Genomic DNA, 13260 nt, shown 5'->3' with positions numbered 1-13260 from the left:
CATGCGTGCCGCCGTCACCCCATCCGATACCGCGCGCTACGAAATCGGCCCGCTGACGACCTATGCCGATCCGGAGGCGATGGCGAAGTGGCTCGAGGCTGCCGCGCAGGGGCACGAGATCGTCTATGCCACCGGCCCCGTGCTCGGCGATCATGCGGTTGCCCGCCTCGCCCGGCAGTGGGAGCGTAGCGGCAAAGCCGCACTGTTCCAGCGGCGCTCCACGCGGGCGCATTGCTTCGATTACTGCGCGCGCAAGGCGAGCGCCGGGCCGCGCACGGCGCCCAAGCCGCGCGGTGCGCGGGGCAAGGATGCGCGGGGCGAGCTGTCGCGCCTGTCGCGTCACCTGCGCAGCCTCGCCGCGCAGAAGCGCCCTTGCCCGAGCTTCGCCGATATTGCGCGCGTGCTGGAGCTGCCGCGCGGAAGCCGCGGTCGGCGGCGGGCGCAGTACCTGCTCGAGACGCTCGAAAGCGAAGGGCGTGTGCGGATCGACCGGAGCGATGCGAAGCGCCCGGCGATCGTGATTCCGAATGGGCGGACGCGGGGGGCAAGGTCGTGAACGGTCTGGTTTGCCATGTCCCCGCCGACCTCGTTGATTTCGAGGCGGGAGAGAGCGTGGGCGAGCGAGCCGGGCAGCGTGCGGAGCGCTGCGACGTGCTGGCCTACATGACGCGCAAGCGGGAGAACGCGCTGCGGATCGCATCGCGCGGGCATGACGAGCACGATTACGCGCATCACACGGCGCGGGCGTTGTCGATCCTGATCGACGATCTGACCGGCGGTCTTCACGAGGGAGAGGCGCTGGTGCCGCCTGCGGGCACCGCGATCAGCGAGCCCTACCCGTTCCGCAAGCATCGCAACATGGCCGAGGTCGACGGGGCCAAGCCCTTTGCACCGCTCGGCGCGCTTACTCAAACGGGAGGGGTCTGATGCCACGTGCTGCGACGTCACGTCTCAAAGTCAATCCGCCGCTCGGCCGGATGCCGGTGCTGCAGTTCCTGCAGCCATCCGAGCTGTCGATCGATGGTAGCTACCAGCGCAGCATCGAGAGCGGGGAATCCAAAGCGCTGATCCGCCGGATCGCGCAACACTGGAACTGGGACCTGTGCCAGCCCCTCGTCGTCGCGCGGCGTCCGGATCAGGGCTTGTACGTGATCGATGGCCAGCATCGCCTCGCGGCGGCGCGGATGCGCGGCGATATCTTGCAACTGCCGTGCGTCGTGGTGGATTCCTCGGGCGCGGAAGATGAGGCGGCCAGTTTCGTTCACCTGAACCAGCAGCGGCGACCGTTGGGCCCGCTCGACCTGTTCAAGGCCGCGCTGGCGAGCGAGGACGACGAAGCCTGCGCGATCATGCGTGCGATGACAGATGCTGACCTCGCGCTGGCCGCGCACAGCAATTACACCGCATGGAAGCCCGGCCAGCTTTCGATCATCGGCGGCATCCAGCGCAGCTGGCGCCGCGAAGGTTCGCGGGTCACGAGCGAGGCCCTGCAGGTGCTGGCGACGGCGTTCGCGGGGACGGTGCTGCAATATGCCGGCACGGTGTGGCCCGGCATCGTTTCGGTTTGCGCCGAGCAGATGGATGACGGCCGGGCGTTTCCGGAAGGCGACTTCGCGAAGTTCACCGCCGATCTCGGATCGATCGGGCAGCAGGGCCTCCGCAAGCGAGTGCTGGAACGCAGCGCCGCACGGCCCGACCTTGGCCGGGCCGGAGCGGCGAGGCAGGTCATCCGTGAAATTCGCTGGCCCTCGCGCGCGCATGCGACGGTGGGTCAGGCGCCGAAGGATCCGCGCGGAGGAATCGTGTTCCCCTCCGATGCCGATGGCATGGCGTGGTGCGACCAGTGCGACATGCGCGTGCGACGCGACCAGGCGGAGGGCTGCAAGAGCCGGTTCTGCAGCCTGCGGAAGGCTGCCTGATGAGCCAGAACCGGTCCTCCGCAGTAATGCAACAGCGTAGCGAGCCGCACGATTCGCTAGACGACTTTCCGACGCCGCCGTGGGCGACCCGCGCACTGTGCGAGTGGCTTAGCGAACGCGGCGAGGACCTTTCCGCGTTCACGGTGCGCGAACCTGCCGCGAATCGGGGGCACATGGTCGCGGCGCTCCGGGAGTTTTTCCATCGAGTCGAAGCATCGGACGTGCACGACTACGGCGTCGGCTTCCCGGTGCGGGATTATCTTTTCGGGCAGCCCGAGCCGGTCCATTTCACGATTACAAACCCGCCGTTCAAGCTGGCAGAGCAATTCGTTGCGCAGGCTGCTCTGACCAGTGAGTTCGGGTTCGCGATGATCGTGCGAACTGCGTTCCTCGAGGGTGTCGGGCGGCACGAGAGGCTGTTCTCGGCAAATCCGCCATCGCATGTACTCCAGTTCTCGGAACGGGTGGTGATGCACAAGGGCAAGCTTTCGCCCGATGGATCCACGGCCACGGCCTATGCCTGGTTAGTCTGGCTCGACGATCGAGATGACTGTGACACCACATTCGACTGGATAGCCCCTTGCCGCAAGCGCCTAGAGCGCGCGGCGGACTACGACTCTGCGGCATGAGTAAGAGCTGGCTCGATAACTGGACGCCCGGCGCAAAGCATCGCGCGGTGATCGCCTATGTTGCGGAGATACACCATCTGGAGCCCGCGATGCTGCTCGGCAGAAGCCGGACGTGGAACCTCGGCGTGCCACGCTTCATCTGCTGCTGGGTTCTGCGCAACCTGTTTCCAGACCTCAGCTATCCGATGATCGGCCGCGTAATGGCGGGCCGGGACCATTCGACGATTATCTATGCGATCCAGAAGGTCGAGAAGCGCCGCGATGCGTGCGAGACCTTCCGCCGCCAGACCGACGCGATCCTGGAGGCGGCGCGGCCATATGCCGCGCGGGGGCAGTCCGCTGCATTCTCGCCCGAACGTCTCGACGAAATCGCTCTGCGAGCCTTCGGAGGCGCGAAGACCGCTACCCAGAGCGTTTCGCAAAATGAGGTCTCGGATGACGAGGCCCGCGTACTCGCCGCGATCCAGGCGGATGTGGATGCCGAGGCCGACGCCCTGTTGGCGCGCGTTGCGCAGAGCGAGGCGGACAAAGCATGAGACCTGCGGACCTCCTTTGCGGGAGCGGCGCGGTGGCGGACACGCTGCTGGCGTGGGAGCGGTACTGGATCGATCACCATGCGCAAACGCACGGGCGAGAGCGGTCGACGGATCGCCGCCCGCAGGTGCCGGCATGATCGGAATGGATTATCTTGCCTTGGCGAACGATGCGGATTTCGACGCGGCGCTGGCCGGAGGATGCGACCTGCGTGACGAGCTGCTGGGACTGGCGACGTCGCAACCGATGAGCGCAGCTGGAATGCAGCGCCTGTTCGAACTTGGCGTGGCACCCCGCATCTTCGGCGTGCTGCACGGTGCCGGCGATCTCGCCGTGGCCAGGGTTGCGATTACATCACCCGCGCGCGGGCCGATGTTGTGGGAGCCGGAAGGTACCGAACCGCGCCTGCTGGTGGGCGTGCGCGAACAAGGCGTACTGGTCGATATCGTCTCGCTATCGACCGAAAACCCGGATAGCTGGGCTCTGCGGCGCGGCGCGGCATGGTGCCTGGGGCACGAAGCATTCGAGCGGTGCGATCCGGCTGTTCATTGGGACCACGCGCAGAGGCTGCGAATACAAGCAACACCGATCGACTGGATGCGATCGGGCGGAGAGGGCATTTGCGTGCTCGACTGGAGCGTGGCGCCACATCACCTGCGCAGCCTCGGTGAAGATGTGCAGCTGTGCTGCGATCGCGGAGCGGGCGCGGCACTACGCGGGCTGCTGCGATTTGGTGGTGTACCCGGCGTGCGCGAGATTGGTCCTATCCGTCCGGCTAACGAGCGGAGGGCGGCATGATGGCGACGAACAGAAAAGACTGGAAATCAGCCCGTCCCCTCAAAATATTCTTCGACTTCGAGAATCCTCAAAGCAGGTTCGGCACCCTCGACCAACCGGCCGATCACCACGTACTGATTACCGAAGTTTATCGTTTCCCAGTCGATCTTCCCCTTCGGAACGAACGTTCGTTCATCCCGCGCGTTGACGAAAACCGGCTCGACCCCCTGATGAACGAAGCTTCCGACGAAAGCTTGCCGGGGTCGCCGCGAAAAATGCGCCTCCCCGCCCGCCACGCGCAGTTCAGCAGGCGCTACGCCCACTGTCCTCTTTGGTATTTGATTCTCTTCAGGCCTCAGCAAATTGCTACGCTTCTCTTGGAAGCTCTCACCTGGCACGTCCATATATTGTTGGACCGCCGGCATCTCATGCCGCGTGATAGAAAATTCGACGTCACCGCCTTTGAAACGACATTCTGTCGCTCCGTGATCGACACATGCCTCGGCCACCAATTCGGGCAATCTGCCAGAGTTGGAACGCACCCGATCCTCCAGCATGAGCGCGAAGCTCGCAATTGTGGCAATCGCCGCAGCGATATTGAGCCTGATGACCAAACTGCCTCGACCAATCTCGACGATCTCGATGGGGGTGTCGCGGCCAAAGGCAGACTTCAATTTCGCCAATCGCACGATCTCGGCGGTTATCGCGAGAGAGAGTTCTGCCGGAATCGCTTCGTTGGTTTCGAGGCGAAACTCGACAGTTTGAAAATCCAGCAAGAGCAACAGCATTTCCTACCCCTTTTGTGCGGCCGTAGCACGTTGTTGCCGCAACCTGCTGACCTCGGCCAGCCCTCAGCATGACTTCACGTAATCCATTTGGGGGCTCCACTGTGTTTGGAGCTGGGGCTAGCACGCCCGCGGTCGAGGGGCCTTCACGCAGCGCCGACGGTAGGAAGTCCGGCCGCATTCGTGCCTTGCCCGAACCCGAAGCCGATCTAGCGTGCGCGCACCTGCCGTTGACCGACCTCGGCAATGCGGAGCGGTGGCGCCTGCGGCACGGCGACGATTTCCGGTTCTGCGACGTGATGGGCTGGTTCCGGTGGGACGGGCGGCGGTGGAAGTTGCTGTCGGAGGAAAAGGACGCACTGCCGGCCGAGGTGATGCAGAGCGTGTTCCATGCGATCCGCGCGATCCGGAACGAGGCAAACCTCATCGCCGCGCTCGGGTGCAATCGCCCGCAGGGGCTGTCCGACGCGCAGCTCGAGACGTTCCTCGAGTGGGCGGGCGAGAAGCAGGACGATGCAATCGATGCCTATCTGCGCGGTGACGAGGACGGATCGCGCGCGCAATTCGTGCGCGAGTGCGACGTGCGCGATTTCGCGCTGGCGACCGCGCCCGGAAAGCGCAAGCTCTGGAGCGACGCGATCGCCGCACATGCCAAGGCGAGCGAGACGAGCGGCAAGCTGGCCAGCGTGGCGAAGCTGGCCAAGAGCTTCGCCGATATCGCGATCCGCCCCGAGCAGCTCGACCAGGATCGCATGGCGATCAACGTGCTGAACGGCACGCTGCGGATCGTACCGAACCGTGTGCAGAGGTCGCTAGACGAGATTGCCCAAAGGCGCGCCCAGGGGGAGCGGGATGTCAGCAAGTGGAAGACCGATGGCTGGCGGATCAAACGGTTTGCGCACGACCGTGCGGACCTGATCACGAAGCTGGCGCCGGTAAAGTTCTCCCCCGCAGCGACGTCGCCCGTGTACGATGCCTTCATCCTGCGGGTGCAACCCGATGCCGCGATGCGGCGGTTCATCCACCAGTGGGGTGGTCTTTCGCTGACGGGCGACATCGGCGAACAGAAGCTGGCGTTCTTCTACGGCTCGGGCCGGAACGGCAAGGGCACCTGGGTGGAGGCGGTGGCGCACCTGGCGGGCGATTATGCCGGCAGCATCCCGATCGAAAGCTTCCTCGACTCCGGCATCAAGCGCCGCGGCGACCAGGCGACGCCGGACATCGCCCGCCTGCCCGGTGTACGGTTCCTGCGGGTATCCGAGCCGGAAAAGAACGCGCGGCTGAACGAAGGCCTGATCAAGATGGTGACCGGAGGCGACCCGGTCGACGCGCGCCATCTGAACAAGGGTTTCTTCACCTTCCTGCCCGACTTTAAGATGACGATTTCGGGCAACCACAAGCCGCAGGTGAAGGACACCAGCGATGGCATTTGGCGGCGCATGCAGCTGGTCCCCTGGGGGGTTACGATCGACGCTTCCGAGGTGGATCGCAGCTTGCCCGAAACGTTGAAAGGCGAGGCGAGCGGGATCCTGAACCGGTTGCTGGAGGGCCTGGTCGACTGGCGCGCGCACGGACTGATCGAGCCGGACGCGGTCCGCAAGGCGACCGCCGCCTATCGCGACCAGAGCGACGATCTGGGCCGCTTCCTGTCCGCCACCTGCGAAGTGGGTGAGGACGATCCGCCCGGGCGCTGCCGTGTGAAGGCGAAGGCTCTGTTCGACGCCTATTGTGCGTGGGCCGACGAGGCGGGCGCGAGCAGCTGGACCAACAAAGGCTTCAAGGCCGCGATGCTGGACAAGGGGTTCGAGCAGAAGACCAGTAATGGCGTGTGGTGGATAGGCATCCATCTACGCGACGGGGTCAGCGCGCAAGCGATCCGCGATGGCGACTGGTCAGGCCCGGTCGATATGGCGGCGGGCGATGCTCCGCCGCGGAGTTCCGCGGACGACTGGGTGCCCAATGAATGGGTGCCGGGCGATGATTAGCGAGGGAACTAAAGCGTCAGCGGGGGGTCGAGGAGACGGTCGTAGCGGGGGGCGGCAAGGACGCCGGGCCCGCGGGAGCGTATTGCTCGCTGGCAAAAAAGAAATCGACGCCTGCTGCCAGCGCGTCCGGCGCAACAAGCCGAACCACTGCCAATATAAGAGCAAGGCTGCCGAGACCCCATACGATGCCGCGATCGAACCCTGTGAACCACCGTCGTTCGACCTTCCCTATATTAGCAGCGAAACCCTGCATACGCTCGGCTGCCAAGACAAACTCGGCCGATATTCCGGCGACGTCCGTGTCTGTGATTTCGACCTGCTGGATCTCGATCTGTCTGATCTGGTTTGTGGCTTCGCCCAAGCCTCTTTCAACTGCGGCAAGCTTTTCATTCAGGAAGGCTCGCGCGCTGGATTCGGTCTGCGACAACCGCTCTTGCAGCTGGTGTGCCCATGCCGTGTAAGCATTTGCCCGTTGCTCATCGGACATCATGGCGACCGTTCTTGGCGGTGGTATCGTGGTGGTTGCATCGCGCCATGGATTTTGCACGAACTCACTCGAAATCTTCCTAAGCCAACCAGTCTCGAAATCGTCGAGATACGCTCGAACGGATTCCACCGCGGGGCGGAAAGTTTCGATACGTTGCGCGACCATCTCGTTATATTTGCGCAACCTGTCCGCCAGAACACGACTTTGCTCGGCCGCGTCGCCCATCGCCAATTCGATCGCGAAAGGCGTGTGAAAATTCAGCAGTCGCTTCTCGGCGCGCCGATAGCCAAAAAGCATGTACGACGTTGCCAAGAAACAGATTGTGGTCAGGAGACCAGAAGGAAAGCTGACGCCTTCGATGATCGCCTTCAATTCGAGCCGACCGTCTATTGCGGCGGTTCCCAAGGCAAAGAGGATCGTGGTGGACGCCCAAAACAGTGCGTTGCGCTTCGCACGGCGAAATTCCTCAGAAAAATGAATGGGCGCATTGTCGGCATCGAGCAACGTATCGGCCACGGTCGGTTCTCCTCCGATAGGATCGCGGACTACCACCCATCTTTTTCCGCACTGAACCTGGAGAGAGTGCCGCCCTGAGCCGGATTGAGCAAGCGCGCTGCGCTTCCAACTTCCACACCACGTAACCCTACGGATTTGTCCCTCGGAAGCGAATTTGGCGCGGTTTCTTGCGGCTCTGGAAGTGTGGAAGCGAATTGTGCGGTTCTCCCGCACAACATTCAGGATGCGGTTCGCAGCGCCTTTGCCCTCACTTTCGCTTCCATTCCTTCCATCCTTCCTTCCGAGGTGGATGAAGATGAGTATCAAGATATTGAAAGGGTTGAGAAAATGACCGCCGCTTCGGCTTCTGCGCAGACTTCCATGGGGTTCATCGCTGCTCCTTCCACGCTTGCTGAGGTGGAAGCCGCGCTGATCGATTGTCAGGTGTTGTGGTGGCGCAGCCCGGGCGGCACGCACTGGCCCTTCGCGGGCGATGCGCCCTGGCATCTGATGCAGCGGTCGGTTGTGGCGGGCGATTATGGCGGCGAAGGCGTGGACGGCGTTGCGGTGGAGCGTGCGCCGCGCACCGCTCTCGACGCGGCCGAGGTGAGCGAGCGGGATCGGGTGACGGCGTGGCTCGACCTGCTGGAGGATCCGCTCGACCGGCAGGTGGTGTGGATGGCGACCGCGCGGCTCCAGAAGGGCGAGGCGTGTGTGCCTTGGTCTAAGATCAGGCGCTGGGCCAAGAGCGAGCGGACCCCGCGCGCCCTCGAGCATAGGTATCTGCGTGGCCTCGCGCTGATCCTGTGCCAGTTGAACGGATGGCCCGTCAATCGTGCCCGCGCCATTGCCCTGAAGGGGATCGACCGCGCGCGCGACTGAGCGGGATAGCGCGTCGTTCTGTTCAAGCGCTTCGACCGAGCGCGGAAAAGTGTGCAGGTCTAGCCCGCCGCCGCGCGAGCGTTGCGAAAAGTCAATTGCACAACATTTTTGTGCAGCAAATTTAGCATTTCGTTTGTGCAGCCGAATGGGGGTACTCAGAAGGTAGGCTTGGCGCTGGCGTACGAGCCGGTCCCCCTCCCCCCCTGAGCCGGATCGATACGCTGCCAAGGGAGCGGGCACTGCGGCCCTTGACGGCGGGCTGCGGTGCCCGCCTTGCGATTGGAGTACCACGTGGCGAAGCTGACGATGCTCAAGCCGCGGCTCGCTCCGCCCAAGGCGAAGCTCCGCGCGCTGCCGAAGCGGGCCGAGCGGTTCTACCAGTCGCCCGAGTGGCGCGGGCTGATGCGCAAGATCAAAACCGAGCGCGGCGCCTTCTGCGAGCGGTGCGGTGCTGGCGGCAGGATCATCGGAGATCACATCGTCGAGCGGAAGGACGGCGGAGCGGAGCTCGATCCAGCCAACGTCATGCTGATGTGCTGGCCTTGCCACAACGCAAAGACCGCCCGAGTGCGGGCTGAGCGCGCAAAATCCCGACGATAGGGGGGCTGGTCGAAAGTTCAGAGGACCGTGCGGCGAAACACCGCCGGTTCTCCCATTCGGAGATTTTTTTTGGCGGACGATGAGAATTCCGGGGTCGTAGACCTGTTCGGCGATCCCGTGATCATCCGGAATGCCAAGCGCGGGCGGCCGGAGCATGTCCGCACGGACGAAAAAGCCAAGCGGGTCAGCATGTTGTTCGCCATGGGGCGAGACGTGAAACAGGTTGCCGCCGCGTTGGGGATCACTCAGCCGACTTTGCGGAAGCATTATTTTTCAGAGGTGCAGCAGCGCGAGGCGATGCTCGACAAGGTCGAGGCCGCGCAGCTCGCGAAATTGTGGGAGCAATCGGAAGCCGGATCGACCAGCGCGACCAAGGCGCTGCTCGACCGGTGCGACGATGTGCGCAATGCGCGTCGCGCGTCGGCGGTGATCAAGGATCGCCGCGAACCCAAGGCGAAGCCCGCGTCCAAGGGCGTGAAGGCGCAGCGGATCGAAGACGCGGGGAAGGTCGAAGGCGTGTTCGCGCCGCGGCCCGCGCCGACGCACATAAACTGAGGGTCGCGCCATGAAGTGGTCGACCGCCTGCCTGGACTGGCGGGAGCGGATCGTCGCGGGTGAGAGCCTGGTGCCGATCGCGCCCCTGTTCCCGGACAAGGCGGCGGACGCGATGGGCGTGTTCCGCAGCCTACAGGTCACCGACCTGCCGCGGAAGGAAGACATGTCCTGGCCGACGCTGGGCGAAGTGGTCGACCCGGACGTTCTCGACCTGGTCGAGGCGATCTTCGGCGCGGAGGACCCAAAATCAGGACGGCGGCTGATCCGTCGCTTCATGCTGCTGATCAGCAAGAAGAACGGCAAGTCGACGATCGCTGCTGGCGTTATGCTGACGGCGCTGATCGTCAACTGGCGGCACAATGCCGAGCTGATGATCCTCGCCCCGACGATCGAGGTCGCGGGGAACAGTTTCGAGCCGGCAGTGGGCATGATCCGCGCGGACGCGGAACTGTCCACGATGCTGCACGTGATCGAGAACCGCCGGACGATCCGGCATCGGGTCACCGGGGCGTCGCTGAAGGTGGTGGCTGCGGACAGCGACACGCAGTCGGGCAAGAAGGCCGGCATGGTGCTAGTCGAAGAGCTCTGGCTGTTCGGCAAGCGGCCGAAGAGCGCGGCGATGCTGCGCGAGGCGCTGGGCGGGCTGGCGGCGCGGCCGGAAGGCTTCGTGCTGTTCGTCACGACGCATAGCGACGAGCCGCCATCGGGCGTGTTCAAGAGCGAGCTGGAATATTTCCGCGACGTGCGCGACGGGGTGATCGCAGATCCCGAGACGCTCGGCGTGCTCTACGAGTGGCCGGAAGAGATGCTAGAGGCCGAGGCGTATCTCGAGCCCAAGAATTTCCACGTCACGAACCCGCATCTCGGCCGGTCGGTCTCGACCGAGTATCTCGAGAGCGAGCTGACCAAGGCGAGCCGGGGCGATGGCGAAGACCTGCAGATATTCCTCGCCAAGCACCTGAACGTCGAGATCGGGCTGAGGCTGCGGCGCGACCGGTGGCGCGGCGGCGATTACTGGGATGCGGCGGCGGACCGGACGCTGACGATCGAGACGATGATCGCGCGCTGCGAAGTGCTGGTGATCGGGATCGACGGCGGCGGGATGGACGACCTCTACGGCTTGTGCGTCGCTGGACGAGAGCGCGGGACGAACCGCTGGCTGTACCACTTCAGGGCATGGGCGTGGCCCGAGGTGCTCGAGCGGCGCAAGCAGATCGCTCCGCTGCTGAAGGATTTCGAGGCGGATGGCGACCTGGTCATCTGCAAGGACGCTCCGCCCGAGGACGAGGAATACGAACTTCCGCAGGATATCGCGGAAATCGTCGACCTGGTCCGCGAAATTCAGGCGTCCGGTCTGCTGCCCGAGCGGGGCGCGATCGGACTGGACCCGCAGGGCGTGAGCGACCTGACCGACGAGCTGGTCAACATAGGAATCGAAGCGGAGCAGCTGGTCGGCCTGTCGCAGGGTTTCCGGCTGATGTCCGCCGTGGTGGGCCTCGCCCGCAAACTCAAGTTCGGTCAGGCGGTCCATGACGGATCGCCGATGATGGCCTGGTGTGTCTCGAACGCGAAGGAGGAAGTGGGACGGCAATCGGTGATGCTGGTGAAGTATTCCTCCGGCGACGCCAAGATCGACCCGCTGATGGCAGGCATGAACGCGACCAAGCTCCTCGAACTGAACCCGGAGGCGGCGGGCGCTGGCGTCGACGTGGATGAATGGATCGAGAGTTACGCCTGATGGCTTGGTCGCTGCGTAAGGCCCTCGGGCTAGAGACCAAAGATGCCTCATATGGATCTCGTTCATTGTCGCTCGTGAAGCCCGATGGATGGTTGCCCGAGATCTCGATCGCTTCGGGAGAGCGTGTGACCGCCGACAGTGTAGTCGGGCTCGCCGCGGCGTGGGCGTGCGTGAACTTCTGGGCCGGGAACATCGCTGCGCTACCGCTCACCATCTACCGGCGCGGCGCCGATGGCGTGCCGGTCGAAGACCGTCGGCACCCGCTGTTCGAACTGCTGCACACCCGCCCCAATTTCGATCAGTCTGCTTTCGATTTCTGGGAGTTCATGGTCGCCAGTCTCGAGCTGCGCGGCAATGCGTTCGCCTTCCTCGACCGGCGACAGAGCGGCATCTTGCGTTCGTTAACGCCCATCCGGCCCGACATCGTCACCGTTAAACGCCTTGATACTGGCGCTCTGGAGTACCGTTGGACCGACGAGCGCGGTGTGGCGCAGCGTCGTGCACAAGAGGAGGTTCTGCACATTCGAGGTGCACTCGGCGGCCCCCTCGGCGGCGCCGCGCCTTTGACCGTCCTACGGCAAACATTCGGTACTGCGCTGGCGACCGAGCGCGCCGCAGGTGCAACATTCGAGAACGGCGCCCGCCCCTCCGGCATATTGACGAAAGACGGTGAACCGCTGACGAAAGAGCAGCGCGCCGTACTGGAGGACCGCTTACAGCAACGGTTCCAAGGTGCGATGAAAGCCGGACGGCCGATGCTGCTCGACGGCGGACTATCGTGGTCGCAACTTTCGATGAATGCGGCCGATGCCGAGATGCTGGAAAGCCGATACTTCAGCGTTGAAGAAGTCGGTCGCGCGTTCGAGGTGGACCCACACCTCATCGGGCATGTCCATGGCAATACGACGCTCGGGAGCAGTATCTCAGATCAGACCCTGAGCCTGATGAAGTTCAAGATGCGGAAGCGGCTGAAGCGCATTGAGGGTGCGCTTGAGCATCAATTACTCACGGCGAGCGATCGGGCGGCCGGAGTATCGATCGAATTCAATGTGGAGGGGTTCCTGCGCGCAGATAGCGCGGGCCGAGCCGAATTTTACGACAAGATGCGGCCTTTCATGACGACCAATGAAGTGCGGCGCCTCGAGGGTCTGCCGCCGATCGAAGGCGGAGATACTATCATGGCACAGATGCAGGACGTCCCACTGTCGCGAGCGGTGGAGGGTGACGATGGACGCGCTTGATTTCCCCCTCGATATCAAGAGCATCGATGCCGACGGCGCCATCGAAGGCATAGCTTCCGGCTATGGCAATCTCGATTTCGGCGGTGACGTGATGCTGCCTGGAGCGATCGGCAAAAGCCTCGAGGGTCGCAAGTCGATCCCGATGCTGCTGTTTCACGATCAGCGCCGCCCGGTTGGCGTGTGGCGCGAATGGACCGAGACCTCCGAAGGGCTGCATGTGAAGGGCCGCTTCAGCATGTCCAGCGTCGCAGGTCAGGATGCTCATGCGATGACGAAAGACGGCGCGCTAGGCGGGCTTTCGGTCGGCTACCGCACGCTGAAAGACAGGGTGATCGGGAAGGCGCGGCAACTCGTCGAGGTAGCTCTGCACGAGATATCGCTGGTCACCATTCCGATGAACAGCAAGGCGCTGATCACTAACGTGAAAGATATTGCGGGCGAAGGCAAGTTGCCGACCCTGCCTGAATTCGAGGACTTCCTGCGCGAGGCCGGGTTCTCGAAATCACAGGCCACCGCGATCGCGGGCAAGGGCCTGTCGCATCTGCTCCGGGGTGAGCCCGGCAGTGCATCCGATGACGAGGCGAGGGAGTTCCTTGCCACGCTTTCCGGGCACTCGCCCGCGTAACCTGAAGG

General features: G+C 63.9%; 16 protein-coding genes. 14 read left to right on the top strand and 2 right to left on the bottom strand.

Annotated elements, in window-relative coordinates; all coding sequences use genetic code 11:
* Position 1 precedes the first annotated feature (1 nt).
* The 7 genes from DL238_RS04960 to DL238_RS04935 are packed head-to-tail and all read left to right on the top strand — an operon-like array spanning position 2 to position 3880.
* Complete coding sequence (locus DL238_RS04960; protein WP_115491247.1) at positions 2-556, top strand: hypothetical protein; 555 nt, start codon at positions 2-4, stop codon at positions 554-556.
* On the top strand, positions 553-927 hold the full coding sequence (locus DL238_RS04955; protein WP_115491246.1) for a hypothetical protein: 375 nt from the start codon (positions 553-555) through the stop codon (positions 925-927). Before DL238_RS04960 ends, DL238_RS04955 begins: the two co-directional genes overlap by 4 nt.
* Before the next feature lie 50 nt (positions 928-977).
* Positions 978-1919 carry a ParB/RepB/Spo0J family partition protein gene (locus DL238_RS04950; protein WP_181883827.1) on the top strand — a complete coding sequence of 314 codons (942 nt, stop codon included), beginning with the start codon at positions 978-980 and terminating at the stop codon, positions 1917-1919.
* Positions 1919-2548, top strand: a complete 630-nt coding sequence (locus tag DL238_RS04945) for a methyltransferase (protein WP_115491244.1) — start codon at positions 1919-1921, stop codon at positions 2546-2548. The genes DL238_RS04950 and DL238_RS04945 overlap by 1 nt, the downstream gene beginning before the upstream one ends.
* Entirely contained in the window at positions 2545-3084 is a 540-nt protein-coding gene (locus DL238_RS04940) for a helix-turn-helix domain-containing protein (protein WP_115491243.1), read from the top strand. The genes DL238_RS04945 and DL238_RS04940 overlap by 4 nt, the downstream gene beginning before the upstream one ends.
* Positions 3081-3221, top strand: a complete 141-nt coding sequence (locus DL238_RS16045) for a hypothetical protein (RefSeq protein WP_181883826.1) — start codon at positions 3081-3083, stop codon at positions 3219-3221. The genes DL238_RS04940 and DL238_RS16045 overlap by 4 nt, the downstream gene beginning before the upstream one ends.
* The gene (locus DL238_RS04935) at positions 3218-3880 is read left to right on the top strand and encodes a hypothetical protein (RefSeq protein ID WP_115491242.1); all 663 of its coding nucleotides are present in this window, start codon (positions 3218-3220) and stop codon (positions 3878-3880) included. Before DL238_RS16045 ends, DL238_RS04935 begins: the two co-directional genes overlap by 4 nt.
* A 26-nt stretch (positions 3881-3906) precedes the next feature.
* On the opposite strand, the gene DL238_RS04930 is transcribed toward DL238_RS04935, so the two are convergent.
* Positions 3907-4647, bottom strand: coding sequence for a hypothetical protein (locus DL238_RS04930; protein ID WP_115491241.1), 741 nt, complete (start codon positions 4645-4647; stop codon positions 3907-3909).
* 185 nt (positions 4648-4832) lie between these two features.
* On the opposite strand from DL238_RS04930, the gene DL238_RS04925 reads away from it, so the two are divergent.
* Complete coding sequence (locus DL238_RS04925) at positions 4833-6629, top strand: DNA primase family protein (RefSeq protein ID WP_181883825.1); 1797 nt, start codon at positions 4833-4835, stop codon at positions 6627-6629.
* A gap of 16 nt (positions 6630-6645) precedes the next feature.
* Here DL238_RS04925 and DL238_RS04920 read toward each other — a convergent pair whose 3' ends face one another.
* Complete coding sequence (locus DL238_RS04920; RefSeq protein WP_115491239.1) at positions 6646-7632, bottom strand: hypothetical protein; 987 nt, start codon at positions 7630-7632, stop codon at positions 6646-6648.
* Positions 7633-7959: 327 nt separating this feature from the next.
* Here DL238_RS04920 and DL238_RS04915 point away from each other — a divergent pair, with 327 nt between their 5' ends.
* The 6 genes from DL238_RS04915 to DL238_RS04890 all read left to right on the top strand — a co-directional run bounded on the left by DL238_RS04915 (position 7960) and on the right by DL238_RS04890 (position 13252).
* Positions 7960-8493: a hypothetical protein gene (locus tag DL238_RS04915; protein WP_115491238.1), complete on the top strand. Its 534-nt coding sequence runs from the start codon at positions 7960-7962 to the stop codon at positions 8491-8493.
* A 291-nt stretch (positions 8494-8784) separates the two neighbouring features.
* Positions 8785-9093 (top strand): HNH endonuclease signature motif containing protein, encoded by a 309-nt coding sequence (locus DL238_RS04910; protein ID WP_199798033.1) that lies wholly within the window; start codon positions 8785-8787, stop codon positions 9091-9093.
* A 69-nt stretch (positions 9094-9162) separates the two neighbouring features.
* Positions 9163-9648: a hypothetical protein gene (locus DL238_RS04905; RefSeq protein ID WP_115491237.1), complete on the top strand. Its 486-nt coding sequence runs from the start codon at positions 9163-9165 to the stop codon at positions 9646-9648.
* 10 nt (positions 9649-9658) lie between these two features.
* Entirely contained in the window at positions 9659-11386 is a 1728-nt protein-coding gene (locus DL238_RS04900) for a terminase large subunit (RefSeq protein ID WP_115491236.1), read from the top strand.
* A gap of 74 nt (positions 11387-11460) precedes the next feature.
* Entirely contained in the window at positions 11461-12627 is a 1167-nt protein-coding gene (locus DL238_RS04895; protein WP_234031086.1) for a phage portal protein, read from the top strand.
* Positions 12614-13252, top strand: coding sequence for an HK97 family phage prohead protease (locus DL238_RS04890; RefSeq protein ID WP_181883824.1), 639 nt, complete (start codon positions 12614-12616; stop codon positions 13250-13252). The genes DL238_RS04895 and DL238_RS04890 overlap by 14 nt, the downstream gene beginning before the upstream one ends.
* Positions 13253-13260 lie beyond the last annotated feature (8 nt).

This window comes from Alteriqipengyuania lutimaris, assembly GCF_003363135.1.
Taxonomy (GTDB): domain Bacteria; phylum Pseudomonadota; class Alphaproteobacteria; order Sphingomonadales; family Sphingomonadaceae; genus Alteriqipengyuania; species Alteriqipengyuania lutimaris.
Note: the sequence above shows the minus strand (reverse complement) of the source record. Positions and strands in the feature narration are given on the sequence as shown.